This window comes from Streptomyces sp. SID1328 (genome assembly GCF_009865595.1).
GTDB lineage: Bacteria > Actinomycetota > Actinomycetes > Streptomycetales > Streptomycetaceae > Streptomyces > Streptomyces griseoluteus.
Genome location: NZ_WWKH01000702.1, coordinates 24,090 through 49,714, shown reverse-complemented (window position 1 = coordinate 49,714; position 25,625 = coordinate 24,090). Strand labels below are relative to the sequence as shown.

23 protein-coding genes and 1 pseudogene are annotated in these 25,625 nt (G+C 71.7%); 1 reads left to right on the top strand and 23 read right to left on the bottom strand.

Translation table 11 applies throughout. From position 1 onward, the window contains the following. From GT030_RS22540 to pyrR, 14 genes and pseudogenes are all read right to left on the bottom strand, one after another. Nucleotides 1-1,319, bottom strand: a pseudogene (locus GT030_RS22540) (primosome assembly protein PriA); the annotation flags it as partial. A gap of 111 nt (nucleotides 1,320-1,430) precedes the next feature. Beyond that, nucleotides 1,431-2,639, bottom strand: coding sequence for a methionine adenosyltransferase (gene metK, locus GT030_RS22535; protein ID WP_086694212.1), 1,209 nt, complete (start codon nucleotides 2,637-2,639; stop codon nucleotides 1,431-1,433). A 263-nt stretch (nucleotides 2,640-2,902) separates the two neighbouring features. After that, entirely contained in the window at nucleotides 2,903-4,150 is a 1,248-nt protein-coding gene (gene coaBC, locus GT030_RS22530) for a bifunctional phosphopantothenoylcysteine decarboxylase/phosphopantothenate--cysteine ligase CoaBC (protein ID WP_161202643.1), read from the bottom strand. Nucleotides 4,151-4,235: 85 nt separating this feature from the next. Then, nucleotides 4,236-4,508: a DNA-directed RNA polymerase subunit omega gene (gene rpoZ, locus GT030_RS22525; protein ID WP_005319902.1), complete on the bottom strand. Its 273-nt coding sequence runs from the start codon at nucleotides 4,506-4,508 to the stop codon at nucleotides 4,236-4,238. A gap of 84 nt (nucleotides 4,509-4,592) precedes the next feature. Then, a complete protein-coding gene (gene gmk, locus GT030_RS22520; protein ID WP_135792771.1) occupies nucleotides 4,593-5,186 on the bottom strand; it encodes a guanylate kinase in 594 nt (197 codons plus the stop codon). Nucleotides 5,187-5,246: 60 nt separating this feature from the next. Next, complete coding sequence (locus tag GT030_RS22515) at nucleotides 5,247-5,570, bottom strand: integration host factor (RefSeq protein WP_030810589.1); 324 nt, start codon at nucleotides 5,568-5,570, stop codon at nucleotides 5,247-5,249. Between the two features lie 255 nt (nucleotides 5,571-5,825). Then, on the bottom strand, nucleotides 5,826-6,665 hold the full coding sequence (gene pyrF, locus GT030_RS22510; RefSeq protein WP_161202642.1) for an orotidine-5'-phosphate decarboxylase: 840 nt from the start codon (nucleotides 6,663-6,665) through the stop codon (nucleotides 5,826-5,828). After that, nucleotides 6,662-7,768 carry a quinone-dependent dihydroorotate dehydrogenase gene (locus tag GT030_RS22505; RefSeq protein ID WP_135792769.1) on the bottom strand — a complete coding sequence of 369 codons (1,107 nt, stop codon included), beginning with the start codon at nucleotides 7,766-7,768 and terminating at the stop codon, nucleotides 6,662-6,664. Before GT030_RS22505 ends, pyrF begins: the two co-directional genes overlap by 4 nt. A gap of 77 nt (nucleotides 7,769-7,845) precedes the next feature. Next, nucleotides 7,846-11,154, bottom strand: a complete 3,309-nt coding sequence (carB, locus tag GT030_RS22500) for a carbamoyl-phosphate synthase large subunit (protein WP_161202641.1) — start codon at nucleotides 11,152-11,154, stop codon at nucleotides 7,846-7,848. Continuing rightward, nucleotides 11,147-12,301: a glutamine-hydrolyzing carbamoyl-phosphate synthase small subunit gene (gene carA / locus GT030_RS22495; protein ID WP_161202640.1), complete on the bottom strand. Its 1,155-nt coding sequence runs from the start codon at nucleotides 12,299-12,301 to the stop codon at nucleotides 11,147-11,149. The genes carB and carA overlap by 8 nt, the downstream gene beginning before the upstream one ends. Next, nucleotides 12,298-12,882: a hypothetical protein gene (locus GT030_RS22490; RefSeq protein ID WP_161202639.1), complete on the bottom strand. Its 585-nt coding sequence runs from the start codon at nucleotides 12,880-12,882 to the stop codon at nucleotides 12,298-12,300. Before GT030_RS22490 ends, carA begins: the two co-directional genes overlap by 4 nt. Next, on the bottom strand, nucleotides 12,879-14,165 hold the full coding sequence (locus tag GT030_RS22485) for a dihydroorotase (protein ID WP_161202638.1): 1,287 nt from the start codon (nucleotides 14,163-14,165) through the stop codon (nucleotides 12,879-12,881). Before GT030_RS22485 ends, GT030_RS22490 begins: the two co-directional genes overlap by 4 nt. A gap of 5 nt (nucleotides 14,166-14,170) precedes the next feature. Continuing rightward, nucleotides 14,171-15,151 carry an aspartate carbamoyltransferase catalytic subunit gene (locus GT030_RS22480; RefSeq protein ID WP_161202637.1) on the bottom strand — a complete coding sequence of 327 codons (981 nt, stop codon included), beginning with the start codon at nucleotides 15,149-15,151 and terminating at the stop codon, nucleotides 14,171-14,173. 91 nt (nucleotides 15,152-15,242) lie between these two features. Continuing rightward, nucleotides 15,243-15,815 carry a bifunctional pyr operon transcriptional regulator/uracil phosphoribosyltransferase PyrR gene (pyrR, locus tag GT030_RS22475; RefSeq protein WP_086694204.1) on the bottom strand — a complete coding sequence of 191 codons (573 nt, stop codon included), beginning with the start codon at nucleotides 15,813-15,815 and terminating at the stop codon, nucleotides 15,243-15,245. A gap of 252 nt (nucleotides 15,816-16,067) precedes the next feature. On the opposite strand from pyrR, the gene bldD reads away from it, so the two are divergent. Then, nucleotides 16,068-16,568: a transcriptional regulator BldD gene (gene bldD / locus GT030_RS22470; protein WP_018549006.1), complete on the top strand. Its 501-nt coding sequence runs from the start codon at nucleotides 16,068-16,070 to the stop codon at nucleotides 16,566-16,568. Nucleotides 16,569-16,756: 188 nt separating this feature from the next. Here the strand turns inward: bldD and nusB are convergent, their stop codons facing one another. From nusB to mltG, 9 genes are all read right to left on the bottom strand, one after another. Then, entirely contained in the window at nucleotides 16,757-17,185 is a 429-nt protein-coding gene (gene nusB, locus GT030_RS22465) for a transcription antitermination factor NusB (protein ID WP_161202636.1), read from the bottom strand. Nucleotides 17,186-17,187: 2 nt separating this feature from the next. Then, nucleotides 17,188-17,754 (bottom strand): elongation factor P, encoded by a 567-nt coding sequence (gene efp / locus GT030_RS22460; protein WP_130339883.1) that lies wholly within the window; start codon nucleotides 17,752-17,754, stop codon nucleotides 17,188-17,190. Nucleotides 17,755-17,803: 49 nt separating this feature from the next. Continuing rightward, the gene (locus GT030_RS22455; protein WP_161202635.1) at nucleotides 17,804-18,910 is read right to left on the bottom strand and encodes an aminopeptidase P family protein; all 1,107 of its coding nucleotides are present in this window, start codon (nucleotides 18,908-18,910) and stop codon (nucleotides 17,804-17,806) included. A gap of 70 nt (nucleotides 18,911-18,980) precedes the next feature. Further along, the gene (locus GT030_RS22450) at nucleotides 18,981-19,853 is read right to left on the bottom strand and encodes a Pro-rich N-terminal domain-containing protein (RefSeq protein WP_161202634.1); all 873 of its coding nucleotides are present in this window, start codon (nucleotides 19,851-19,853) and stop codon (nucleotides 18,981-18,983) included. Between the two features lie 166 nt (nucleotides 19,854-20,019). Further along, nucleotides 20,020-21,111 carry a 3-dehydroquinate synthase gene (aroB, locus tag GT030_RS22445; protein WP_135788059.1) on the bottom strand — a complete coding sequence of 364 codons (1,092 nt, stop codon included), beginning with the start codon at nucleotides 21,109-21,111 and terminating at the stop codon, nucleotides 20,020-20,022. Beyond that, nucleotides 21,108-21,626, bottom strand: a complete 519-nt coding sequence (locus tag GT030_RS22440) for a shikimate kinase (protein WP_161202633.1) — start codon at nucleotides 21,624-21,626, stop codon at nucleotides 21,108-21,110. The genes aroB and GT030_RS22440 overlap by 4 nt, the downstream gene beginning before the upstream one ends. Next, nucleotides 21,623-22,807, bottom strand: a complete 1,185-nt coding sequence (gene aroC, locus GT030_RS22435) for a chorismate synthase (RefSeq protein ID WP_161202632.1) — start codon at nucleotides 22,805-22,807, stop codon at nucleotides 21,623-21,625. The genes GT030_RS22440 and aroC overlap by 4 nt, the downstream gene beginning before the upstream one ends. A 177-nt stretch (nucleotides 22,808-22,984) precedes the next feature. Further along, nucleotides 22,985-23,824, bottom strand: coding sequence for a shikimate dehydrogenase (locus GT030_RS22430; protein WP_161202631.1), 840 nt, complete (start codon nucleotides 23,822-23,824; stop codon nucleotides 22,985-22,987). Between the two features lie 63 nt (nucleotides 23,825-23,887). Continuing rightward, nucleotides 23,888-25,519: an endolytic transglycosylase MltG gene (gene mltG, locus GT030_RS22425; protein ID WP_202460427.1), complete on the bottom strand. Its 1,632-nt coding sequence runs from the start codon at nucleotides 25,517-25,519 to the stop codon at nucleotides 23,888-23,890. Nucleotides 25,520-25,625 lie beyond the last annotated feature (106 nt).

Genomic DNA, 25,625 nt, shown 5'->3' with positions numbered 1-25,625 from the left:
GCGGGCGCCCGGCACTGGGCGCAGGCCAGGCGGGGTACGTATCCGCGCCGGGGCACCTGCACCAGCACCGGGCCGGTCCTGAGCCCCTCCCGGACGGCCTGCCAGGCGAGGCTGGGCAGCCGGGCGGCACGGGCGGCCTCGTCACGGGCGAGGTCGGTGTCCCCGACGGTGCGTACCAGCGGCGCGGTACGGCGGACCTGGTCGCGTCCGGCGGTCAGGGGCCGCGCCCAGCCGCTCTCGACGAGCTGCGCCGCCTCCACCGTGCAGCTCCAACCGCCCACCAGGAACGCGCACTTGTCGAGGGAGGCGCGAAGCAGCAGGACGTCGCGGGCATGCGGCTGGGGCGCGTGCTGCTCGCTGTGGCTGTCGTCGCCGTCGTCCCAGACGGCCACGAGCCCGAGGTCCCGCACGGGGGCGAACATGGCGGCGCGGGTGCCGACGACCGCCCGTACGGAGCCGCGCCGGACCGCGAGCCACTGCGCGTACCGCTTCTCGGGTCCGGCGTCGGCGGTGAGCAGCGCGTGACGGCCCTTGCCGAGCAGGCCGGTCAGCGCGGCGTCGACCCGCGCGGCGGTCCGCCCGTCGGGGACGACGACCAGGGCGCCGCGTCCGGAGGCGAGGGTGGCGGCGACGGCGCGGGCGATGTCCTCGCTCCACTCGGGTCCGGGCAGCGCGTTCCACACCGCACGGGGCGAACCGCCGGAGGCCAGGGCGTCGAGGAAGGCGGGACCGTGCTCGTAGCGGGCCCAGGTGCCCGCGTCCGGGGCGGGGGGCGCGGGGAGGGGCTCCGGGGAAGCGCGCTTCTCCGCGCGGGCGCTGCGCGGCGGCACGGCCAGCTGCAGCACGTCGGCGAGGCTGCCCGCGTACCGGTCGGCGACTGCGCGGGCCAGCCCGAGGAGTTCCTCGCCGAGCACCGGCTCCGGGGAGACGACCTGGGCGAGGGCGGCGAGCGGTCCCGCGTAGTCGGACTCCTCCCGCCGCTCGATCAGGTAGCCGTCGATCAGGCCGCCGCCCTCGCGCCGCCCGTCCCGCACCCGGTGCCGCCCGGCACCGAACCGCACCCGGACCCGGACGCCGGGCTGGGCGTCGGCGTCGAGTTCCTCGGGCACCGCGTAGTCGAAGTAGCGGTCGAGATGCAGGACGCCCTTGTCGACGAGCACCCGCGCGACCGGCCGGTCCTTGGCGAGCGCGGCCCCACGCCAGGTGCGCGGCTTGGCGCGCGGTACCTCGGCGCCGCGCACGCTCTCCCGGATGAGCGCGAGCTGCTCCGGCGGCGGCCCCTCGGCCCCGCCGTCCCCCGGCCCGTTGTCGCTGCTCACGCTTGCATTCTTACCAAAGACCACTGACAGCACCGCCCGCCGAGGCACCCAGAACATGCCGGGGCCCGGCGTCCCCGAAGGGAGGCCGGGCCCCGGTTCACGCGGTGCGGATCAGACGCCGGCGGCCTTGCGCAGGGCGTCGACGCGGTCGGTGCGCTCCCAGGTGAAGTCGGGGAGCTCACGGCCGAAGTGGCCGTAGGCCGCCGTCTGGGCGTAGATCGGGCGCAGCAGGTCGAGGTCGCGGATGATCGCGGCCGGACGCAGGTCGAAGACCTCGTCGATGGCCTTCTCGATCTTCTCGGGGTCGATCTTGGCGGTGCCGAAGGTCTCCACGAAGAGACCGACCGGCTCGGCCTTGCCGATCGCGTAGGCGACCTGGACCTCGCAGCGCGAGGCGAGGCCCGCGGCCACCACGTTCTTGGCGACCCAGCGCATGGCGTACGCGGCCGAGCGGTCCACCTTGGACGGGTCCTTGCCGGAGAAGGCGCCGCCACCGTGACGGGCGAAGCCGCCGTAGGTGTCAATGATGATCTTGCGGCCGGTGAGGCCGGCGTCGCCCATCGGGCCGCCGATCTCGAAGCGGCCGGTCGGGTTGACCAGCAGCCGGTAGCCCTCGGTGTCGATCTTGATGCCCTCGTCCAGCAGGGCCTTCAGCTCGGGCTCGACCACGAACTCGCGGATGTCGGGCGCGAGCAGCGACTCGAGGTCGATGTCGGAGGCGTGCTGGGAGGAGACCACGACGGTGTCGAGACGGACGGCCTTGTCGCCGTCGTACTCGATGGTGACCTGGGTCTTGCCGTCGGGGCGCAGGTAGGGGATGGTGCCGTTCTTGCGGACCTCGGAGAGGCGCTTGGACAGGCGGTGCGCCAGGAAGATCGGCAGCGGCATCAGCGTCGGCGTCTCGTCGGAGGCGTAGCCGAACATCAGGCCCTGGTCGCCCGCGCCCTGCTTGTCCAGCTCGTCCTCGTCGCCCTCGACCCGCGACTCGTACGCGGTGTCGACGCCCTGCGCGATGTCCGGGGACTGCGCGCCGATGGACACCGAGACGCCGCAGGAGGCGCCGTCGAAGCCCTTCTTGGAGGAGTCGTACCCGATCTCGAGGATCTTCTCGCGCACCAACTGGGCGATGGGCGCGTAAGCCTTGGTCGTGACCTCGCCGGCCACGTGCACCAGGCCGGTGGTGATCAGCGTCTCGACGGCGACGCGGGACGAGGGGTCCTCGCGGAGCAGCGCGTCGAGAATGGTGTCGCTGATCTGGTCAGCGATCTTGTCGGGGTGACCTTCGGTCACGGACTCCGAGGTGAACAGGCGACGGGACACAACGCTCCCTGGGGTTGCAGCGGCTGCTGGCTGATCATTGAAGGACCACGTCGGGAGCTGCGCCCAACGTCGTCCGCGAACAGTTTATCGGTCGCACCTGGCCGCAGGGCCACCCGTTCTCGCCCAGCGAGAACGCTGTGACCTGCGGCACAGGCATTCTGCACGCTGGAGCGCGGCCTTGAACAGATCCGCCACGCGCCATCGCGGTGTGAAAAAAAGACTCCGGGTGGCCGAAAACGGACCGCCCCGAACGGCCCAGCCGCTCAGCCCAGCCGCGCCGCCACCAGGTCCCAGACGGTGTCCGCCAGGGCCTCCTTCGGCCCGTGCGGTACGGCCGTCTCGGTGCCGTCGGCGCCGAGGACCACCGCCTCGTTCTCCTCCGAGCCGAAGGTCCGGCGCTCCCCCACCTCGTTGACCACGAGCAGGTCGCAGCCCTTGCGGGCCAGCTTGGCCCGGCCGTTGGCGAGCACGTCGTCGGTCTCGGCGGCGAAGCCGACGACGACCTGGCCGGGGCGGGCGCGCTCGGCGGAGACCTCGGCGAGCACGTCGGGGTTTCGGACCAGGGCGACCGGCTCGGGCTCCTGGCCGTCCTTCTTCTTGATCTTCCCGCTCGCGTAGACCGCCGGGCGGAAGTCGGCGACGGCGGCGGCCATGACCACGGCGTCGGCGTCGGCCGCGGCCTTGAGCACCGCCTCGCGGAGCTGGACGGCGGTGCCGACGTGCACGACGTCCACCCCGGCCGGGTCGGGCAGGGAGGCGTTGGCCGAGACCAAGGTCACGCGGGCCCCGCGCGCGGCGGCGGTCCGGGCGAGGGCGTACCCCTGCTTGCCGGAGGAGCGGTTGCCGAGGAAGCGCACCGGGTCGAGTGGTTCCCGGGTGCCGCCCGCCGAGACCACCACATGGCGGCCCGCGAGGTCGGGTTCGCTCACGCCCCGCGCCAGGACCCGGCGGCACACCTCGAAGATCTCGGCCGGGTCGGGCAGCCGCCCCTTGCCGGTGTCGACGCCGGTGAGGCGGCCCACGGCGGGCTCGATGACGACCGCGCCCCGGCGGCGCAGCGTGGCCACGTTCTCCTGGGTGGCCGGGTGCTCCCACATCTCGGTGTGCATCGCCGGGGCGAAGACCACCGGACAGCGCGCGGTGAGCAGGGTGTTGGTGAGCAGGTCGTCGGCGAGACCGTGCGCGGCCTTGGCGAGCATGTCGGCGGTGGCGGGCGCGACCACCACGAGGTCGGCGTGCTGCCCGATGCGGACGTGCGGCACCTCGTGGACGCTGTCCCAGACCTCGGTGGAGACCGGGTTGCCGGACAGCGCGGACCAGGTGGCGGCGCCGACGAAGTGCAGCGCGGAGGCGGTCGGCACCACCCGCACGTCGTGCCCCGACTCTGTGAACCGTCTGAGCAGCTCACAGGACTTGTACGCGGCGATGCCACCGCTGACGCCCAGCACGACCTTCGGCTTGTCCACCGTCTCCACCGTCTCCCCGGACTTTCGAGAACCTTTGACATCCATGACACACCACAGGCCCGGCAGCATGACTGCCGGGCCTGTGGACAAGTCGACCGCGATCTGAAAGTACGACCGCGAGCGGAGGGAACTACTGGGCCGGGCCCTCGATGGCCTCGGAGGTCAGCAGACCGGCGTTGATCTCGCGCAGCGCGATCGACAGCGGCTTCTCGTGGACGTGGGTGTCGACGAGCGGACCGACGTACTCGAGGAGGCCCTCACCGAGCTGCGAGTAGTACGCGTTGATCTGACGGGCGCGCTTGGCCGCGTAGATCACCAGGCTGTACTTCGAGTCGGTGGCCTCGAGGAGCTCGTCGATCGGAGGGTTGATGATGCCCTCGGGCGCGGTGATGGAAGAGGACACGCTCTGCCTTCCGATGGGTGGGAAAGAATCAGTCGGTGTGGAGCACCGTGACCGGTAGGTCCTGTCGATGGACGGCGGTCACGATCACACAACGTCCATCAAGGCTAGCAGCTCCCCGGCCACGTCCTCGACGGAGGTGTTGACCAGGGTGACGTCGAACTCGGGCTCGGCGGCCAGTTCCGTCCGGGCCGCCTCCAGCCGGCGCTCGATGACCTCCGGCGGCTCGGTGCCCCGGCCGGTGAGCCGGCGCACCAGCTCGTCCCAGGACGGCGGGGCGAGGAAGACCAGTTGGGCGTCGGACATCGACTCGCGGACCTGCCGGGCGCCCTGGAGGTCGATCTCCAGCAGTACCGGCTCGCCCTTCTCCAGTCGCTCCAGCACGGCCGCGCGGGGCGTGCCGTAGCGGTTGCCGGCGAACTCGGCCCACTCCAGCAGCTCGCCGTTGGCGATCAGCTTGTCCATCTCCTCGTCGGTGACGAAGAAGTAGTGGACGCCGTGCTGCTCACCGGGGCGCGGCTTGCGGGTGGTCGCGGACACCGACAGCCATACGTCGGGGTGCTCTTTGCGCATATGGGCGACGACCGTGCTCTTGCCGACCCCGGAGGGGCCGGAGAGCACGGTCAGCCGCGGACGTGCGTCCGGGGGTACGGGGGACGTCCCCCGGAATGTTCCAGCCATGCAGCGATTATTCCAGCAATCCCGGAGTGTCCGGGACTCCGGTCCGGGCAGCGCCCGGACTCAGGAGCCGGTGCTGCCGAACTCACGCTCCAGGGAGGCGATCTGGTTGGAACCGAGGCCGCGGACACGGCGGCTCTCGGAGATGCCCAGACGCTCCATGATCTGCTTGGCGCGGACCTTGCCCACGCCCGGCAGGGACTCCAGCAGGGCCGAGACCTTCATCTTGCCGATGACCTCGTTCTCCTGGCCCTGCTTGATGACCTCGTGCAGCGAGGCGCCGGAGTGCTTGAGTCGATTCTTGACCTCGGCCCGCTCCCGGCGAGCCGCGGCGGCCTTTTCGAGCGCGGCTGCGCGCTGTTCAGGGGTAAGGGGCGGAAGAGCCACGCCTACGTCACCTCGGATGTCGAACTGTCGGATACGGACCGGTGAGGAACCTAGTCGCCCCACACCTGGGGAGCCACGAGCAACACGCTCGCCCGCTCTCACTGCTCGGAGACTAGCGGGCATGTTCGCCGGAGTCAGCGAGAACAGCGGAAAAGTCCTGGTCAGCCTCCGTGAGGACGGACTTTTCCGGCATACTGCCCACGATTCGCGGATGTATTCGCCTCTCGGACCCCCGGCCGAGCCCGTCCGCGGTGCTCAGGAGCCCGCGACGGCGGCCCGGATCTCGTCCGCGAAGGCCGCCGTGGCCGCCCGCAGCGACGCGATGCCGGGGCCGTGCCGCAGCACGCCCCGGCTGACGTTCGGCACCACATTGCCCACCGCGCTCCCGAACACCGCCGGGAGGTCCGCCGGCGTGGCGCCCTGGGCGCCGACGCCGGGGGCGAGCAGCGGGCCGTTGATGGCGAGGTCGTAGGACGACAGGTCGCCCACCGTGGCGCCCACGACCGCGCCGAAGGAGCCCAGCGGCTCGGCGCCCGCGTTCTCGGCGGCGAGGTGGGCCAATACGGTCGCGGCGACACTGCGCCCGTCCGCGCGGACCGCGTGCTGCACCTCGGGACCCTCCGGGTTGGAGGTCAGCGCGAGCACGAACAGCCCGGTGCCGCTCTCGCGGGCCAGCTCGACCGCCGGGGCGAGCGAGCCGTAGCCGAGGTACGGGGAGACGGTGAGGGCGTCCGAGAACAGCGGGGCGTCCTTGTGCAGGAACGCTTCCGCGTACCCGGCCATGGTGGAGCCGATGTCGCCGCGCTTGGCGTCCATCACGACCAGGGCGCCCGCCGCGCGGGTCTCCTCGACGACGCGCTCCAGGACGGCGACACCGCGCGAGCCGAACCGCTCGAAGAACGCGCTCTGCGGCTTGACGACGGCGACCCGGTCGGCGACGGCCTCCACGACCGTGCGGCCGAACCGCTCCAGGCCGGCCACGTCGTCGTTCAGGCCCCAGTCGGCGAGCAGCGAGGCGTGCGGGTCGATGCCGACGCACAGCGGGCCGCGCTCGTCCATGGCACGGCGCAGACGGGTACCGAAGGACTCGGTCATGCGGGGTTCCTGACGTCGGCGCCGACCGCGTCGGCGAGGGTGGCGTACGGGCTGGCCTTGAGCCGGGCGGCGAGGCCCTTGTGCACGGCGCGGGTCCAGAAGGGGCCCTCGTAGACGAAGGCGCTGTAGCCCTGGACCAGGGTGGCGCCGGCCAGGATGCGCTGCCAGGCGTCCTCCGCGGTCTCGACGCCGCCGACGCCCACCAGGGTGATGCGGTCGCCCACGCGCGCGTACAGGCGGCGCAGCACCTGAAGGGAGCGTGCCTTGAGCGGGGCGCCGGACAGGCCGCCGGTCTCCTTGACCACCGAGGGCGCGGAGCGCAGGCCGAGGCCCTCGCGGGCGATGGTGGTGTTGGTGGCGATGATGCCGTCCAGGCCGAGTTCCACGGCGAGGTCGGCGACGGCGTCGACGTCCTCGTCCGCCAGGTCGGGGGCGATCTTCACCAGGAGCGGCACGCGGCGGTCGCCGGTGGCGCGGTCGGCGGCCTCGCGCACGGCGCCGAGCAGCGGGCGCAGCGCCTCGGTGGCCTGGAGGTTGCGCAGGCCGGGGGTGTTCGGGGAGGAGACGTTGACCACAAGGTAGTCGGCGTGCGGGGCGAGCCGCTCGGCGGACTTCACGTAGTCGGCGACCGCGTCCGCCTCGGGGACGGCCTTGGTCTTGCCGATGTTGACGCCGACGACCGTACGGAACACCGGGCGCCGGGAGGCGAGGCGGGCGGCCACGGCGAGGGAGCCCTCGTTGTTGAAGCCCATGCGGTTGATCAGGGCGCGGTCGGCGACCAGCCGGAACAGCCGCTTCTTCGGGTTGCCGGGCTGGGCCTCGCCGGTGACGGTGCCGATCTCGACGTGGTCGAAGCCGAGCATGGAGAGTCCGTCGATGCCGACGGCGTTCTTGTCGAAGCCGGCGGCGAGTCCGAAGGGGCCGTGCATGCGCAGGCCGAGGGCCTCGGTGCGCAGTTCCTCGTGCCGGGGGGCCAGCGCGGCGGCGGCGAAGGTGCGCAGGACCGGGATGCGGGCGAGCAGACGAATCCAGCGGAAGGCGAGGTGGTGGGCCTGTTCCGGGTCCATCCGCTGGAAGATCAGCCGGAAGAACAGCTTGTACATGGGAAAGTCCTCGAAGGCGGGGGCGGGCGTGGCTCATGAAGAGGGGGACACCGTTTCCGGTGTCCCCCTCGGCGCGGCTAGTCGCGGGCCGCGTTCAGATGTTCCGCGTGCTCCTGCAGGGAGCGGACACCCACTTCCCCGCGGCCGAGGGCGTCGATGCCCTGGACGGCGGCGGCGAGCGCCTGGACGGTCGTCAGGCAGGGCACCGAGCGGGCCACGGCCGCCGTACGGATGTCGTAGCCGTCGAGGCGGCCGCCGGTGCCGTAGGGCGTGTTGACGATGAGGTCGACCTCGCCGTCGTGGATGAGCTGGACGATGGTCCGCTCGCCGTTCGGGCCGGCGCCCTCGGACTGCTTGCGCACGACGGTGGCGTTGATGCCGTTGCGCTTGAGGACCTCGGCGGTGCCGGAGGTGGCCAGCAGCTCGAAGCCGTGCGCGACCAGCTCGCGGGCCGGGAAAATCATCGAGCGCTTGTCGCGGTTGGCGACCGAGATGAACGCGCGGCCCTTGGTGGGCAGCGGGCCGTACGCGCCCGCCTGCGACTTGGCGTACGCCGTGCCGAAGACGGAGTCGATGCCCATGACCTCGCCGGTGGAGCGCATCTCCGGGCCGAGCACGGTGTCCACGCCGCGGCCCTGGATGTCCCGGAAGCGGGACCAGGGCATCACGGCCTCCTTGACGGAGATCGGCGCGTCCAGCGGGAGTTCGCCGCCGTCGCCGGTGGCGGGCAGCAGGCCCTCGGCGCGCAGCTCGGCGATGGTCGTGCCCAGCGAGATGCGGGCGGCGGCCTTGGCGAGCGGGACGGCGGTCGCCTTGGAGGTGAACGGGACCGTGCGGGAGGCGCGCGGGTTGGCCTCCAGGACGTAGAGGATGTCGCCCGACATGGCGAACTGGATGTTGATCAGTCCGCGGACGCCGACACCCTTGGCGATGGCCTCGGTGGAGGCGCGCAGCCGCTTGATGTCGAAGCCGCCCAGCGTGATGGGGGGCAGGGCGCACGCCGAGTCGCCGGAGTGGATGCCGGCCTCCTCGATGTGCTCCATGACGCCGCCGAGGTACAGCTCCTCGCCGTCGTACAGGGCGTCGACGTCGATCTCGATGGCGTCGTCCAGGAAGCGGTCCACGAGGACCGGCCGGGACGGGCTGATCTCGGTGGACTCCTCGATGTACGCGGAGAGCCGCTCCTCCTCGTACACGATCTCCATGCCGCGCCCGCCGAGGACGTAGGAGGGGCGGACCAGGACCGGGTAGCCGATCTCGTCCGCGATGGCCTTGGCCTCGGCGAAGGTGGTGGCGGTGCCGTGCTTGGGGGCGGGCAGGCCGGCCTCGGCGAGCACGCGGCCGAAGGCGCCCCGGTCCTCGGCGGCGTGGATGGCCTCGGGCGGGGTGCCGACGACCGGCACGCCGTTGTCCTTCAGCGCCTGCGCGAGGCCCAGCGGGGTCTGCCCGCCGAGCTGCACGACCACACCGGCGACGGGGCCGGCGAGGGACTCCGCGTGCACGATCTCCAGCACGTCCTCCAGGGTGAGCGGCTCGAAGTAGAGCCGGTCGGAGGTGTCGTAGTCGGTGGAGACGGTCTCCGGGTTGCAGTTGACCATCACCGTCTCGTACCCGGCGTCGGAGAGCGCGAAGGAGGCGTGGACGCAGGAGTAGTCGAACTCGATGCCCTGGCCGATGCGGTTGGGCCCGGAGCCCAGGATGATCACGGCGGGCTTCTCGCGCGGCGCGACCTCGCTCTCCTCGTCGTAGGAGGAGTAGAAGTACGGCGTCCTGGCGGCGAACTCGGCGGCGCAGGTGTCGACCGTCTTGTAGACCGGGCGGATGCCGAGCACATGCCGGACCTCGCGGACGACGTCCTCGCGCAGGCCCCGGATCTCACCGATCTGGAGGTCGGAGAAGCCGTGCCGCTTGGCCTCGGCGAGCAGCTCGGCGGTCAGCTCGGGCGCCTCGGCCAGCTCGTCCGCGGTCTCCTTGATGAGGAAGAGCTGGTCCACGAACCAGGGGTCGATCTTCGTGTACTCGAAGATCTCCTCCGGGGTGGCACCCGCGCGGATCGCCTGCATGACGGTGTTGATCCGGCCGTCGGTGGGGCGTACCGCCTCTTCGAGGAGGGCCTTCTTGTCGCCGGGGTCACCGGTGAAGGTGAACTGGCTGCCCTTCTTCTCCAGCGAGCGCAGCGCCTTCTGGAACGCCTCGGTGAAGTTGCGGCCGATGGCCATGGCCTCGCCGACCGACTTCATCGTGGTGGTCAGCGTGGAGTCGGCCTGCGGGAATTTCTCGAAGGCGAACCGGGGGGCCTTGACGACGACGTAGTCGAGCGTGGGCTCGAAGGAGGCCGGGGTCTCCCGCGTGATGTCGTTCGGGATCTCGTCCAGCGTGTAGCCGACGGCCAGCTTGGCGGCGATCTTGGCGATCGGGAAGCCGGTGGCCTTGGAGGCGAGCGCGGAGGACCGCGAGACGCGCGGGTTCATCTCGATGACGATGACCCGGCCGTCCTCGGGGTTGACGGCGAACTGGATGTTGCAGCCGCCGGTGTCCACGCCGACCTCGCGGATGATGGCGATGCCGACGTCGCGCAGCAGCTGGTACTCGCGGTCGGTCAGCGTCATCGCGGGGGCGACGGTGATCGAGTCGCCGGTGTGCACGCCCATCGGGTCGAAGTTCTCGATGGAGCAGACGACCACGACGTTGTCGTTCTTGTCGCGCATCAGCTCCAGCTCGTACTCCTTCCAGCCGAGGATGGACTCCTCCAAGAGCACCTCGGTGGTCGGGGAGAGCGTGAGGCCCTGGCCGGCGATGCGGCGCAGCTCGTCCTCGTCGTGGGCGAAGCCGGAGCCGGCGCCGCCCATGGTGAAGGAGGGGCGGACGACGACGGGGTAGCCGCCGAGCGTGTCGACGCCGCGGAGGACGTCGTCCATGGTGTGGCAGATGACCGAGCGGGCGGACTCGCCGTGGCCGGTCTTCTTGCGGACCTCCTCCACGACGCCCTTGAAGAGGTCGCGGTCCTCGCCCTTGTGGATCGCCTCGGGCCGGGCGCCGATCAGTTCGACGCCGTACTTCTCCAGCACCCCGCTGTCGTGCAGCGAGATGGCGGTGTTCAGGGCCGTCTGGCCGCCCAGGGTGGGCAGGAGGGCGTCGGGGCGCTCCTTGGCGATGATCTTCTCGACGAACTCGGGGGTGATCGGCTCGACGTAGGTGGCGTCGGCGATCTCCGGGTCGGTCATGATCGTCGCCGGGTTGGAGTTGACCAGGATCACGCGCAGGCCCTCGGCCTTGAGCACGCGGCACGCCTGGGTGCCGGAGTAGTCGAACTCGGCGGCCTGACCGATGACGATCGGGCCGGAGCCGATGACCAGGACGGACTGGATGTCGGAGCGCTTAGGCACGCTGGCCCTCCCGGACGGTGCTCATCAAAGACGTGAAGCGGTCGAACAGGTAGGCGGCGTCGTGCGGACCGGCCGCCGCCTCGGGGTGGTACTGGACGGAGAAGGCCGGCTGATCGAGGAGCTGGAGGCCCTCCACCACGTCGTCGTTCAGGCAGACGTGGGAGACCTCGGCGCGGCCGAACTTCGTCTCGCTGACCTTGTCCAGCGGCGCGTCGACGGCGAAGCCGTGGTTGTGCGCGGTGACCTCCACCTTGCCGGTGGTGCGGTCCTGGACCGGCTGGTTGATGCCGCGGTGGCCGTACTTCAGCTTGTAGGTGCCGAAGCCGAGGGCGCGGCCGAGGATCTGGTTGCCGAAGCAGATGCCGAACAGCGGGGTCTTCCGCTCCAGCACGGCGGTCATCAGGGCCACCGGGCCGTCGGCCGTGGCCGGGTCGCCGGGGCCGTTGGAGAAGAACACCCCGTCGGGCTCCACGGCGTAGACGTCCTCGGCCGTGGCGGTCGCCGGGAGCACGTGGACCTCGATGCCGCGCTCGGCCATCCGCTGCGGGGTCATGCCCTTGATGCCGAGGTCGATCGCGGCGACGGTGAACTTCTTCTCGCCGACCGCGGGGACGACGTACGCCTCCTTGGTGGCGACCTCCTCGTAGAGGCTCGCGCCCTTCATGTGCGGCTGGGCCTGCACCCGCTGCACCAGTTCGGCGTCGGGGGCGAGCGCCTCGCCGGAGAAGATGCCGGCGCGCATGGAGCCGCGCTCGCGCAGGTGACGGGTGAGGGCGCGGGTGTCGATGCCGCTGATGCCGACGACGCCCTGGGCGGTCAGCTCGTCGTCCAGGGAGCGCCGGGAGCGCCAGTTGGACGGCACGCGCGCGGGGTCGCGCACCACGTAGCCGGAGACCCAGATGCGGCCGGACTCGTCGTCCTCGTCGTTCCAGCCGGTGTTGCCGATCTGGGGGGCGGTGGCGACGACGATCTGGCGGTCGTAGGAGGGGTCGGTCAGGGTCTCCTGGTAGCCGGTCATGCCGGTGGAGAACACGGCCTCGCCGAAGGTCTCCCCCACGGCCCCGTAGGCGCGGCCGCGGAAGGTACGGCCGTCCTCCAGGACGAGTACGGCGGGAGTCCTGGCGGCTCCCCTGGTGGAGGTCGTCATCGTGCGCCTTCCGTGTGGTTGGTCATCTGGTTCAGGGTGTCGACCCAGGTGGTGTGTTCGGCCGCGTGGTCGGAGCGGAAGCCGGAGTCGATCAGCTTCTCGCCGTGCGCCCAGGTCACCACGAGCAGTCCGCCCTCGGTGAGGACCTTGCCCGCGATGCCCTTGTCGAGCCGGGCGCCGCGCAGCGCTCCGGCGGGGATGAAGAAGTCGGTGGCGCCGGGGCGCTCGACGGCCAGCCCCGCGTCGGTGAGGGTCAGCTCGGCCCGGCTGCGGGAGCCCAGGCCGTGGGCCACGATCCGGTCCAGCCACTGGCCGGCGGTGGTGGAGCCGTGGTAGCGGCCGCTCATGGAAAGTTTCCCGGCGCCGAGGTCGTCCGGCACCTCGGGGAGTTCGGGCAGGTCGCTCTGGAGGGTGCCGCGCCACTTCCAGCCCTCGCGCATCAGCCAGTAGACGAGGGCGACGAAGAGGGCCAGGCCGACGAGCCAGCCCAGGCGGGCGGCCCAGTCGGTCACCGCGGCCGACTTCTTCTCGTCCGCCAGCCCGGCGGCGAGCGATACGGCGAGCTGAGTTGCAGGTGTCACGTGAGCTTCCCGTCCATGAGCGTGGCCTTGCCCCGCAGCCAGGTGTGGGTGACACGGCCCGGCAGCTCGCGGCCCTCGTAGGGGGTGTTGCGGCTGCGCGAGGCGAAGCGCGCGGGGTCCACCTGTCCACGGTAGGCCGTGTCCACGAGGGTGAGGTTGGCGGGCTCGCCCGCGGCGACCGGGCGGCCGTGGCCGGTGGCGTTGCCGATCCGGGCCGGGGTGAAGGACATCCGGTCGGCGACCGCGGCCCAGTCCAGCAGGCCGGTCTCCACCATGGTCTCCTGCACCACGGACAGCGCGGTCTCCAGGCCGACCATGCCCATGGCCGCCGCGGCCCACTCGCAGTCCTTGTCCTCGTGCGGGTGCGGGGCGTGGTCGGTGGCGACGATGTCGATCGTGCCGTCGGCCAGCGCCTCGCGCAGGGCGCGCACATCGCGCTCGGTGCGCAGCGGCGGGTTGACCTTGTAGGCGGGGTTGTAGGTGCGCACCATTTCCTCGGTCAGGAGCAGGTGGTGCGGGCACACCTCGGCGGTGACGTCGATGCCGCGGGACTTGGCCCAGCGGATGATCTCCACCGAGCCGGCCGTGGAGAGGTGGCAGATGTGCAGGCGGGAGCCGACGTGCTCGGCGAGCAGTACGTCCCGCGCGATGATCGACTCCTCGGCGACGGCCGGCCAGCCGCCCAGGCCCAGCTCGGCGGAGACGACGCCCTCGTTCATCTGGGCGCCCTCGGTGAGCCGCGGCTCCTGGGCGTGCTGGGCGACGACCCCGCCGAACGCCTTCACGTACTCCAGGGCGCGGCGCATGATCACCGCGTCGTCCACGCACTTGCCGTCGTCGGAGAAGACGCTGACCTGGGCGGCCGAGTCGTTCATGGCGCCCAGCTCGGCCAGCTTCTTGCCCTCCAGGCCCACGGTGACGGCGCCGATGGGGCGTACGTCGCAGTAGCCGGACTCCTTGCCGAGCCGCCAGACCTGCTCGACCACGCCGGCGGTGTCGGCGACCGGGAAGGTGTTGGCCATGGCGAAGACGGCGGTGAAGCCCCCGGAGGCGGCGGCGCGGGTGCCGGTGAGCACGGTCTCGGAGTCCTCGCGGCCCGGCTCGCGCAGATGGGTGTGCAGGTCGACCAGGCCCGGCAGCAGCACCTTGCCGTCGGCCTCGACCACCTCGGCGCCCTCGGCACTCAGCCCGGTGCCGACCGCCGCGATCAGCTCGCCGTCGATCAGTACGTCCTGCGGCTCGCCCCCGAGCACCTTCGCACCACGGATCAGGATCTTGCTCATGGGTCTTACTTCTCCTCGGTACGAAGGTGGGCGGTGCCGGCGGGCTCGTTGCCGCCGAGCAGCAGGTAGAGGACGGCCATGCGGATGGAGACGCCGTTGGCCACCTGCTCCACGACCGTGCAGCGGTCGGAGTCGGCGACCTCGGCGGTGATCTCCATGCCCCGGACCATCGGGCCGGGGTGCATCACGATGGCGTGCTCCGGCAGCTTGGCCATGCGGTCGCCGTCGAGGCCGTAGCGGCGGGAGTACTCGCGCTCGGTGGGGAAGAACGCGGCGTTCATCCGCTCGCGCTGGACGCGGAGCATCATCACCGCGTCGGACTTGGGCAGCGTGGAGTCGAGGTCGTAGGAGACCTCGCAGGGCCAGGTCTCCACGCCGACCGGCAGCAGGGTGGGCGGCGCGACCAGGGTGACCTCGGCGCCCAGGGTGTGCAGCAGGTCCACGTTGGAGCGGGCGACCCGGCTGTGCAGGACGTCGCCGACGAGGGTGACGCGCTTGCCGTCGAGGTCCCGGCCGAGGCCGGCGTCGGCGCCGATGAGGCGGCGGCGCATGGTGAAGGCGTCCAGCAGGGCCTGGGTGGGGTGCTGGTGGGTGCCGTCGCCGGCGTTGATGACCGGGGCGTCGATCCAGCCGGAGTTGGCGAGGCGGTAGGGGGCGCCGGAGGCGCTGTGCCGGATGACGACGGCGTCCACGCCCATCGCCTCCAGCGTCTGGGCGGTGTCCTTGAGGGACTCGCCCTTGGAGACGCTGGAGCCCTTGGCCGCGAAGTTGATGACGTCGGCGGAGAGGCGCTTCTCGGCGGCCTCGAACGAGATCCGGGTGCGGGTCGAGTCCTCGAAGAAGAGGTTGCAGACCGTACGGCCGCGCAGGGCCGGCAGTTTCTTGATCGGCCGGTCCGCGACCCGGGCCATCTCCTCGGCGGTGTCGAGGATCAGGACGGCGTCGTCGCGGGTGAGGTCGGCGGCCGAGATGAGATGACGCTGCATCTGTCAGGCTCCGTAAGGCAGTTAATACGGGAGGTTTCGGGCGGGCCGGGGTGCGTCGGGGCGCGCCGAAGCGGCCGGGCACCCGGAAGCGCTACTGGTCGGCAGACTTGGCACCGAGCAGCACGGTGTCCCGTCCGTCCTCCTCGGCGAGCTGGACCTTGACCGTCTCCCGCAGCGACGTGGGGAGGTTCTTGCCGACGTAGTCGGCGCGGATCGGGAGTTCCCGGTGTCCGCGGTCGACGAGGACGGCGAGCTGCACCGCGCGGGGGCGCCCGATGTCGTTCAGGGCGTCGAGGGCGGCGCGGATGGTGCGGCCGGAGAAGAGCACGTCGTCGACGAGTACCACCAGGCGGCCGTCGACGCCCTCAGCGGGGATCTCGGTGCGGGCGAGGGCGCGCGGGGGGTGCATGCGCAGGTCGTCGCGGTACATCGTGATGTCGAGCGAGCCGACGGGGATCTTCCGGCCGGTGACCTGCTCCAGCTTGACGGCGAGCCGCTGGGCGAGGAAGACGCCTCGTGTGGGGATGCCGAGGAGCACCACGTCGTCGGCGCCCTTGGCGCGTTCGACGATCTCGTGGGCGATGCGGGTCAGAACGCGGGCGATGTCCGGGCCTTCGAGTACGGGCCGGGCATCGGAGTTCAGCGGATTGGCGTGCGTGTCCATACGAAACGGACCTCCTTCTCCGCCTCACGGGACGGACTTTAAAGGACGTCGGATTTGCGCCAACCACCCTAGCAGGTCGCCGGAGCGGCTTCTTCACCCACTTGGCGCAATGGGCGGCCACTACCACGGAAGAGTCGGTGTGGACCATTCGGCTTGACGCAGGAGAATCACGCTGCGTAACCTCACAGTGAGTTACCAGCCGCGCGGTGGGATCACCTGCCGCCCGCGTCTACACAGTGTCCGGGGAGCTATATGTCCAGCGAATACGCCAAACAGCTCGGGGCCAAGCTCCGGGCCATCCGCACCCAGCAGGGCCTTTCCCTCCACGGTGTCGAGGAGAAGTCCCAGGGGCGCTGGAAGGCCGTGGTGGTCGGTTCCTACGAGCGCGGCGACCGTGCCGTGACCGTACAGCGCCTGGCCGAGCTGGCCGATTTCTACGGCGTTCCGGTGCAGGAGCTGCTGCCGGGAACCACGCCTGGCGGGGCCGCCGAGCCGCCGCCGAAGCTGGTCCTGGACCTGGAGCGGCTGGCCACCGTGCCGGCCGAGAAGGCGGGCCCCCTCCAGCGGTACGCGGCGACGATCCAGTCCCAGCGCGGTGACTACAACGGCAAGGTGCTGTCGATCCGCCAGGACGACCTGCGGACCCTCGCCGTCATCTACGACCAGTCCCCCTCGGTCCTCACCGAGCAGCTCATCAGCTGGGGCGTCCTGGACGCGGACGCGCGCCGCGCGGTCGCCCACGAGGACAGCTGACCGCTCCGCGGGGTTCAGCAGCAGAAACGTGCCGCCGGGGTGGCGGGGAGACCTTCCCTGCCACCCCGGCGGCCTTTTCGGCTGGCAGGCGCGGAGAAACCCAAAGGGGCGCGGGGAACCGCGCGACCAGCCCGAACGGGCCGGCACACGCAGTCCCTCCGCGCCCCTGCGGCGCGCTCCGGCGAAAACTACTCGCGCCGCAGGCTCGGCTTCAACTCCTTGAAGCGGCCCAGGAGGCCGTTCACGAAGGCCGGCGACTCGTCCGTCGAGAACTCCTTCGCGAGCTGCACCATCTCGTCGAGGACGACCGCGTCCGGGGTCTCGTCCTCCCAGATCAGCTCGTACGCGCCGAGGCGCAGCAGGTTGCGGTCGACGACCGGCATGCGGTCGAGCGTCCAGCCCACCGCGTACTGCGCGATCAGGTCGTCGATACGGCGGGCGCGCTCGGCGTACCCCTCGACGAGCTGCATGGTGTACTCGCTGACGGGCGGCTGCCGGGTGTCGCTCCGGGAGAGCCGGACCCAGTCGGCGAGGACCGTGATGACGTCGGTGCCGCGCTGGTCACCCTCGAAGAGGATCTGGAAGGCGCGCTTGCGAGCCGTGTTGCGGGCGGCCACGGTTAGCTGTTCACCCGGCCGAGGTAGTCGCTCGTGCGGGTGTCGACCTTGATCTTCTCGCCGGTGGTGATGAAGAGCGGGACCTGGATCTGGTGGCCGGTCTCCAGGGTGGCGGGCTTGGTGCCACCGGTGGAGCGGTCGCCCTGGACGCCCGGCTCGGTCTCCTGGATGACCAGCTCGACGGCGGCCGGCAGCTCCACGAAGAGCACCTCGCCCTCGTGCTGGGCGACGACGGCGGTGAAGCCCTCGATCAGGAAGTTCGCGGCGTCACCGACGGCCTTCGGGTCGATGTGGAGCTGGTCGTACGTCTCCATGTCCATGAAGACGAAGTACTCGCCGTCCTTGTACGAGTACTGCATGTCGCGCTTGTCGACGGTGGCCGTCTCGACCTTGACACCGGCGTTGAAGGTCTTGTCGACCACCTTGCCGGAGAGGACGTTCTTGAGCTTGGTGCGCACGAAGGCCGGGCCCTTACCGGGCTTGACGTGCTGGAACTCGACGACGGACCAAAGCTGGCCCCCGTCGAGCTTGAGCACCATGCCGTTCTTGAGGTCGTTCGTGGAAGCCACGGTTGCGGAATCTCCTGGACTGACGTACGACCCCGGCGCACGCACCTGTCTACAGGGCGAGCAGTTCCTTGGTCGTGATGGTGAGTAGCTCGGGTCCGCCGTCCGCCTCGGGGCGGACGACGAGCGTGTCATCGATCCGGACTCCGCCCCGGCCCGGAAGGTGGACCCCCGGCTCGACGGTGACCGGCACGCAAGCGTCAAGTTTACCCATGGCCGCGGGGGCGAGCTGCGGGTCCTCGTCGATTTCGAGGCCGACCCCGTGTCCGGTGGCCGCCTGGAGGGCCGCGCCGTGCCCGGCCGAGTCCAGCACCTGGCGCGCGGCACGGTCCACGTCACGGCAGGCGGCACCGGGTACGAGGGCCTCGCGACCGGCCCGTTGGGCGGCGAAGACCAGGTCGTACAGCTCGACCTGCCAGTCGGCCGGCGAGGTGCCGATCACGAAGGTCCGGCCGATCTCGCACCGGTAACCGCGGTAGGCGGCGCCCAGGCAGACGGAGAGGAAGTCGCCCTCCTCCACCCGGCGGTCGGTGGGACGGTGGCCCGCGCGGCCGGAGTTGGGGCCGGTGGCGACGGAGGTCGGGAAGGCGGGCCCCTCGGCGCCGTGGTCGACCAGCCGGCGCTCCAGCTCCAGCGCGAGGTGGCGCTCGGTGCGGCCGACCAGGATGGACTCCAGCAGCTCGCCGAGGGCCTGGTCGGCGATCTCGGCGCCGATGCGCAGACAGGAGATCTCCTCCTCGTCCTTGATCAGCCTGAGCTGCTCCACGGCCGTACCGAGCCCGGCGAGGCGCACCTTGGGCGCCACGGCGTCCAGGGCCCGGTACCGGGCGACGGTGAGGTGGTGCTCCTCCACGGCGAGGGCCTCACTGCCCTGGCTCCCGGCCAGGTCCGCGGCGGCCACGGCCGGGTCGCGGCCGGGCGCGGACAGGATGTGCAGGACCAGGGACTCGTCGGGGCGCCCGTCCGCGGGCCGGTCCTCCGGCGGGACGGGGCACACCAACTGGTCCTGGTCCCTGCCGAGCAGCAGGACGGCGCCCTGGGGCGCGGCGCCCGCCAGGTAGCGCACATTGGCGGGGCGGGAGATGAGCGCTGCCGCGGTACCGGCCGCGTTGCAGCGTTCCCTCAGCCGGGATCGGCGGGTCGCGTACACCTCTGACATGAGACGAGCGTAGAAGTTGTGCCCGGTTTGTGCCGGTTGGCAGGGGCCGAGTGGGGTGCGGCCGGTGCCCCTACCAGTTCGGCGGGCTGGCGATCGCGCGGGCCAGCACCTCGTCGAGGACCCGTGCGGTGCCGGGGACGTCCAGCTGGGAGTTGTCGATGATGGGCAGCCCGGAGCCGTACCAGCCGGCCATGCGGCCGTGGATGCGGGCCACCTCCTCGTCGGTGAGGCGGCGGTTGCCCGAGCGCTCGGCGTTGCGCTCCAGGACGATGTCCAGCCCCGGCAGCAGCACCACCGGGAGCAGGCCGGGGCCCACATGGCGCTTCCAGCCGCCGAGCCCCACCACGGGACGGTCCGGGAAGACCGCGTCGTCGAGGATGCAGGAGATCCCGTTGGCCAGGAAGTTGCGGGCGGCGAAGCCGCAGGTGCGGCGGGCCAGGCGGTACTGGGCCTCGGAGTGGTCGTTCCACCCGGTCTGCGGGTCGGCGAAGCCGGAGCGGACCCACTCGCGGACGTCGTCCAGGCTGATGTGGGCGGTGGGCACCCGGCGGTGGTCGGCCCAGTACTTGGCCACGCTGGTCTTGCCCGCGCCCGCCGGACCGATCAGCAGCACGGCGAGTGTGGTGCCCGAGGGGTCGGGCGCGGTCATGTGGGGCGGCGCCGCGGGAACGCCGACGGGGCCGCCGGGCGGCAGCGTGACATGCCCGGAGACGTCGGGCGCGGGCGGCGGGGACACCGGGTGCCGGGGGGCGGGGTGCTGCGGAGCCGGGGCCTGCGAGGGCGGAACCGGTGGCGTGAGCGGCGCGGGCGGTACGGGACCCGCGAATCCGGGTGGCGGGACGCCGGGACCCTGTGGCGCCCCCGCGGCCGGTGCCCAGGTGGTGTGCGGCCCGTGCCCCTGCTGGTGGGGCGGCGGCAGCGGAGATCCCACTGCGTGCTGCATCCGTTGCCACTCCATCTCGTACACACGCTAGGCGCCGGAAGGCGGGTACGGAGTCCGCACCCTACCGAACGGTACCGCCCCCGGCCGTCATTCGGTGAAACGGCCGGGGGCGGTGCGAAGTGCCCGCCCCTCGTGGGGAATCGGGGCACACCGGGCGGTACGGGACCTACTGGCCGACCTCGCCGTAGGCGGCGAGGAGCACGGCCGGGTCGGGGCCCTCCAGCACGGTCGGCCGGGCGAGGCCGTCCAGCACGATGAAGCGGAGCAGGTCGCCGCGGGACTTCTTGTCGACCTTCATCGCCTCCACCAGCTTGGGCCACTGGTCGTAGCGGTAGTGCAGGGGCAGGCCGACGGACTCCAGGACCGCGCGGTGCCGGTCGGCGGTCGCGTCGTCCAACCGGCCTGCCAGACGGCCGAGTTCAGCGGCGAAGTGCATGCCGACGGCGACGGCCGCGCCGTGCCGCCACTTGTACCGCTCGTTCTTCTCGATGGCGTGCCCGAGCGTGTGGCCGTAGTTGAGGATCTCCCGGCGGCCGGTCTCCTTGAGGTCGGAGGAGACCACGTCGGCCTTGACCCGGATCGACCGCTCGATCAGCTCGGCGGTGTGCGGTCCTGCCGGGGTACGGGCGGCCTCCGGGTCGGACTCGATCAGGTCGAGGATCACCGGGTCGGCGATGAAGCCGGCCTTGATGACCTCCGCGAGCCCGGAGACGTAGTCGTGCACCGGGAGGGAGTCCAGCGCGGCCAGGTCGCACAGGACGCCGGCCGGGGGGTGGAAGGCGCCGACGAGGTTCTTGCCCTCGGCGGTGTTGATGCCGGTCTTGCCGCCGACCGCCGCGTCCACCATGGCCAGCACGGTGGTGGGTACGGCGATCCAGCGCACCCCGCGCAGCCAGGTCGCCGCGACGAAGCCGGCGAGGTCGGTGGTGGCGCCGCCGCCGACGCCCACGACCACGTCGGTACGGGTGAAGCCGGACTGGCCAAGGGCCTTCCAGCAGTAGGCGGCGACCTCGGCGGTCTTCGCCTCCTCGGCGTTGGGCACCTGGATGGCGACCGCCTCGTACCCCTGCTCCGCCAGGTCGGCACGGAGCGCGTCGCCGGTCTCGGCGAGCGCCTCGGGGTGGATGACGGCGACCCGCTTGGCCTTCTGGCCGATCAGTCCGGCCAGCTCGCCCAGCAACTGGCGGCCCACCAGGACCTCGTAGGGGTCGGTGCCCGCCGTGCCGGCGATCTGGATGCGGGTGACTGCCTCGCTCATGCTTCCTTCAACTCCAGTGCGTCCAGGACGGCTCGGGCGACGTCCTCGGGACCGCGTCCGTCGGTCGGCACGACGGCGGTGGCGACCTCTTCGTACAGATGGCGGCGGGCCTCCATCAGCGCGCGCCACTGCTGGCGCGGGTTGACGGCGAGCAGCGGGCGGGCGGCGTTCAGCCCGGTGCGGCGCACGGCCTCCTCGACGTCCATCGAGAGGTAGACCACCCGCTGCGCGGTCAGCAGCGCCCGGGTGTCCGCGTCGAGGACGGCGCCGCCGCCCAGCGCGAGGACGCCCGCGTGCCCGGCGACCGCCTCGGCCACCGCGCGCTTCTCCAGCGCGCGGAAGGCGTCCTCGCCGTCGTCCACGAAGATCTCGGCGATGGTGCGGCCCTGGGCGGCCACGATGTCGTCGTCGGTGTCCCGGAACGCGACGCCCAGCCGGTCGGCCAGCAGCCGTCCGACGGTGGACTTGCCCACGCCCATCGGGCCCACCAGGACGACCACGGGCACGGCGCTCATCCGATCGCCAGGTTGTCGAGGTAGGAGCGGACGTTGCGCCGGGTCTCGGCCACGCTGTCGCCGCCGAACTTCTCCGCGACCGCGTCCGCGAGGACCAGGGCCACCATCGCCTCGGCCACGATGCCGGCGGCCGGGACCGCGCACACGTCGGAGCGCTGGTGGTGGGCCTGCGCGGCCTCGCCGGTGGCGACGTCGACCGTGGCCAGCGCCCGCGGCACGGTGGCGATCGGCTTCATCGCCGCGCGCACCCGCAGCAGCTCACCGGTGGTCAGGCCGCCCTCGGTGCCGCCGGAGCGGCCGGTGGCGCGCTTGATGCCCTCGGGGGTGCTGAGGATCTCGTCGTGCGCCTTCGAGCCGGGCACGCGGGCCAGGTCGAAGCCGTCGCCGACCTCGACGCCCTTGATCGCCTGGATGCCCATGAGAGCGGCCGCGAGCCGGGCGTCCAGCCTGCGGTCCCAGTGCACGTGCGAGCCGAGGCCGACCGGGACGCCGTACGCCAGCACCTCGACCACGCCGCCGAGGGTGTCGCCGTCCTTGTGGGCCTGGTCGATCTCCGCGACCATCGCCTTGGAGGCGTCCGCGTCCAGGCAGCGCACCGGGTCCTCGTCGAGCCGCTCGACGTCGGCCGGGGTCGGGTACACGCCGTACGGCGCCTTCGCGGCGGCCAGTTCCACGACGTGGCTGACGATCTCGATCCCGGCGGTCTCCTTCAGGTACGACCTGGCGACCGCGCCGAGCGCGACCCGCGCCGCCGTCTCCCGCGCGGAGGCCCGCTCCAGGATCGGCCGGGCCTCGTCGAAGCCGTACTTCTGCATGCCGGCGAGGTCCGCGTGGCCGGGGCGCGGGCGGGTCAGCGGGGCGTTGCGCGCGAGGCCGGCCAGCACCTCCTCGTCCACCGGGTCGGCCGACATGACCTGCTCCCACTTCGGCCACTCGGTGTTGCCCACCATGACCGCCACCGGGGAGCCGAGCGTGAACCCGTGCCGCACACCGCCGAGGAACGTGACCTCGTCACGCTCGAACTTCATCCGCGCGCCACGCCCATAGCCGAGCCGCCGCCGCGCGAGATGATCCGCCACCATCTCCGTGGTGATCGGCACGCCGGCGGGAAGTCCCTCCAGCGTCGCGACGAGTGCGGGACCGTGGGACTCCCCCGCGGTCAGCCAACGCAGCCTGCTCAACGGTGCTCCTCAGATTTCGCGCCCGGTACTGCCCCGCTTACGCGTGTCCGCGCGTACGGCGGCGGCCCGACCGGGTGCGCGATCCCGGCCCGCCACCTCCGATCCTCCCACGCCGGGCCCGGTATCCGGGCCTCGGTCCGGATTTCGGGACCCAGGTGCGGGGCGGGGTGCGGCGGGTCAGCGGGCGGCGAGGGCCCGTTCGCCCGCCCGGCGCATGGCCTCCAGCGGGGCCGGGGTGCGGCCGGTCATCCGTTCCACCTGCAGCACCGCCTGGTGGACCAGCAGGTCCAGACCGCCGACCACGGCGCCGCCGAACATCGACCAGCGGGCCGCCAGCTCGGTGGGCCAGGGGTCGTAGAGCACGTCGAAGAGGGTGGTGGGGCGCTCGGGTACGGCGGTGGCGAGGGCGTCGGCGGTGCCGGCGGGGGTGGTGGCGATCACCAGGGGCGCGTGCAGGGCCTCGGCGGCGTCCGCCCAGTCGGCGGTGCGGACGTCCATGTCGAGGCGCTCGCCCCACTCCCGGATCTCGGCGGCGCGGGCGGCGCTGCGGACGTACACCACGACCTCGCCCGGGCAGATCCGGGCGAGCGCGGCGAGCGCGGAGGAGGCGGTGGCGCCGGCGCCGAGGACTGCGGCGGACTCCACCTCCTCGATCCCGTGCTCGCGCAGCGCCGCCACCATGCCGGGGATGTCGGTGTTGTCCCCTACCTTGCGCCCGTCCTCCGTGAACACCACCGTGTTGACGGCATCCACGGAGGCCGCCGTCTCACTGACCTCGTCCAGCAGGGGCATCACGGCCCGCTTGAGCGGCATCGTCAACGACAGTCCGGCCCATTCGGGTCCCAGCCCCTCGAAGAACCCGGCCAGCCCCGCCTCGTCGACCTCGAACCGGTCGTACGACCAGTTGTCGAGGCCGAGTTCGGCGTAGGCCGCCCGGTGCAGCACCGGGGAGAGCGAGTGGGCGATGGGCTTGCCGAGCACGGCGGCCCGGCGGGCGCCGGTGGCCCTTGAAGTCATTGCACATGTCCCTTGCTTTGCGGACCGCAGGTCTCCGACCGGCCGGCTCGACACCCCGCCGGATCAGTTACCGGCCTGCTTCCGCGCCTCCTGGTACTTCTCCACGTTCCGGTTGTGCTCCTCGTTGGTGACGGCGAAGACCGTCTCGTTCTCGTTGATCGAGACGAAGTAGTACCAAGGACCCGGAGTGGGGTTCAGCGCGGACTCGATCGCTTCGCTGCCGGGGTTGCTGATGGGACCGGGCGGAAGTCCCTTGATGTCGTACGTGTTGTACGGATCGGCGATCTTCCGCAGATCGGCGACCGAGCCTACGTCCAGGGTGCTCTGGCCCTTCAGGTAGTTGACCGTGGAGTCGAACTCCAGTCGGCCGGCCGTCTCGACGTTGTCCGGCTTGAGGCGGTTGTACACGACGCGGGCGACCTTGCCGAAGTCGTGCTTGTACTTGCCCTCGACCTGCACGAGGCTCGCCACCGTGAGCACCTGGAGCGGACTGTCCAGGCCCAGGTCCTGAGCCTTGCCCGCGAGGTCGTACTGCTTGTACTGCTCGTTCGAGCGCTCGACCATGCTCTTCAGGACGTCCTTGGGCTTCATGCCCTTCGCCACCGCGTAGCTGGACGGGAAGAGGAATCCCTCCAGGGGGTCCTTGATGCCCTTGTTGCTGTTCGCCCAGGAGGGCAGGCCAAGGTCCTTCCAGTCGTTCTTGGCGATTTTCGCCGTGGTGCCCTTGGCGAGCTTCAGGCGGGTGTCGATCGCCTCGTACACCCAGATGTTGCGCTTGCCTTCGGGAATGACGAGGTTGTCACGGCTCTTCGGGCTGAGCATCAGCTCCACCGCGCTGGCGGCGGACATGTGCTTCTGGAGGGTGTAGACCCCGTCCTGGAGGGACTTGCCGTTGGGGTTGGCAAGCTGGGCCGAGACGAAGGCGTCGACGCTCTGAACGACGCCGGCCTCCTTCAGCTTGCGGCCGATGTCGGCGCCGACCGCACCCTTGGGGATCTCGACCGTCACCGCCTCGCCGTTGCCGCTGCCCGCGTAGTCCGGGGCGGGGGCGAAACGGTCTTTGTAGAACTGGTAGCCGAAGTAGGCGACGCCGCCGAGCCCGCCGCCGAAGACCAGGACGACGACCATCAGGGCGCAGCCGGTGCGGCCCTTCTTGCTCTTGACGGGCTTGCGGCCCTTGCCGCGCCGCTCGGGGGGCACCGCCGTGTCGTCGGCCTCGGGGTCGCCGTCGTCGTCGCCGGGGGGCAGGGGGTGCTCGTCGTCGCCCTGGGGCTGCCGGTGGCCGGGCGGCTGGGGCGGCGGGTAGGCGTCCTCGGTGCCGTAGAGGTCGGGCTGCTCGGCGCCGTAGGCGACAGGGTGCTGCCCGTAGGGGTCGCCCGGATCAGCGGCGTAGGGCACATGGCCGTGCGTGCCCGTGGCGTCCCAGCCGCCCTGGTGCTGCTGGGGATGCGGGTGCTGCCCGGTCTGCTGGGGATCGAAGTGCTGGCCCTGACCGTCGTACTGGGGGTACTGCTGACCCCCGTAGTGCGGCTGCTGGTCCTGGGACCAGCCGTGGTACTGCGGGTGCTGCGGCTGGCCGCCGTAGGGGTACTGCTGTCCCGCGTGGGCCGCCTGCGCTCCCCACCCGGCATCCCCGTACAACGGGTCCTCCGGATGCCACGGTTCGGTGCCTGGGCCCCGGCCATACTCAGTCATCGATCCCCTAGAGCCGCGAGGCCGACGGTCGCCCGGCTCCAGGACCGGCTTCCGTTCCGCCTCTTGCTGTGCGGCGGCTGTTCGAACACCGCCGCATCGCGCGGAA

Excerpts from the sequence above, each read along its gene's own strand:
- coaBC (WP_161202643.1), bottom strand. The coding sequence starts at position 4,150 with ATGGATGTCAAAGGTTCTCGAAAGTCCGGGGAGACGGTGGAGACGGTG.
- gmk (WP_135792771.1), bottom strand. The coding sequence starts at position 5,186 with ATGGCTGGAACATTCCGGGGGACGTCCCCCGTACCCCCGGACGCACGT.
- pyrF (WP_161202642.1), bottom strand. The coding sequence starts at position 6,665 with ATGACCGAGTCCTTCGGTACCCGTCTGCGCCGTGCCATGGACGAGCGC.
- GT030_RS22505 (WP_135792769.1), bottom strand. The coding sequence starts at position 7,768 with ATGTACAAGCTGTTCTTCCGGCTGATCTTCCAGCGGATGGACCCGGAA.
- carA (WP_161202640.1), bottom strand. The coding sequence starts at position 12,301 with ATGACGACCTCCACCAGGGGAGCCGCCAGGACTCCCGCCGTACTCGTC.
- GT030_RS22485 (WP_161202638.1), bottom strand. The coding sequence starts at position 14,165 with ATGAGCAAGATCCTGATCCGTGGTGCGAAGGTGCTCGGGGGCGAGCCG.
- GT030_RS22480 (WP_161202637.1), bottom strand. The coding sequence starts at position 15,151 with ATGCAGCGTCATCTCATCTCGGCCGCCGACCTCACCCGCGACGACGCC.
- pyrR (WP_086694204.1), bottom strand. The coding sequence starts at position 15,815 with ATGGACACGCACGCCAATCCGCTGAACTCCGATGCCCGGCCCGTACTC.
- bldD (WP_018549006.1), top strand. The coding sequence starts at position 16,068 with ATGTCCAGCGAATACGCCAAACAGCTCGGGGCCAAGCTCCGGGCCATC.
- GT030_RS22455 (WP_161202635.1), bottom strand. The coding sequence starts at position 18,910 with ATGTCAGAGGTGTACGCGACCCGCCGATCCCGGCTGAGGGAACGCTGC.
- GT030_RS22450 (WP_161202634.1), bottom strand. The coding sequence starts at position 19,853 with ATGCAGCACGCAGTGGGATCTCCGCTGCCGCCGCCCCACCAGCAGGGG.
- aroB (WP_135788059.1), bottom strand. The coding sequence starts at position 21,111 with ATGAGCGAGGCAGTCACCCGCATCCAGATCGCCGGCACGGCGGGCACC.
- GT030_RS22440 (WP_161202633.1), bottom strand. The coding sequence starts at position 21,626 with ATGAGCGCCGTGCCCGTGGTCGTCCTGGTGGGCCCGATGGGCGTGGGC.
- GT030_RS22430 (WP_161202631.1), bottom strand. The coding sequence starts at position 23,824 with ATGACTTCAAGGGCCACCGGCGCCCGCCGGGCCGCCGTGCTCGGCAAG.
- mltG (WP_202460427.1), bottom strand. The coding sequence starts at position 25,519 with ATGACTGAGTATGGCCGGGGCCCAGGCACCGAACCGTGGCATCCGGAG.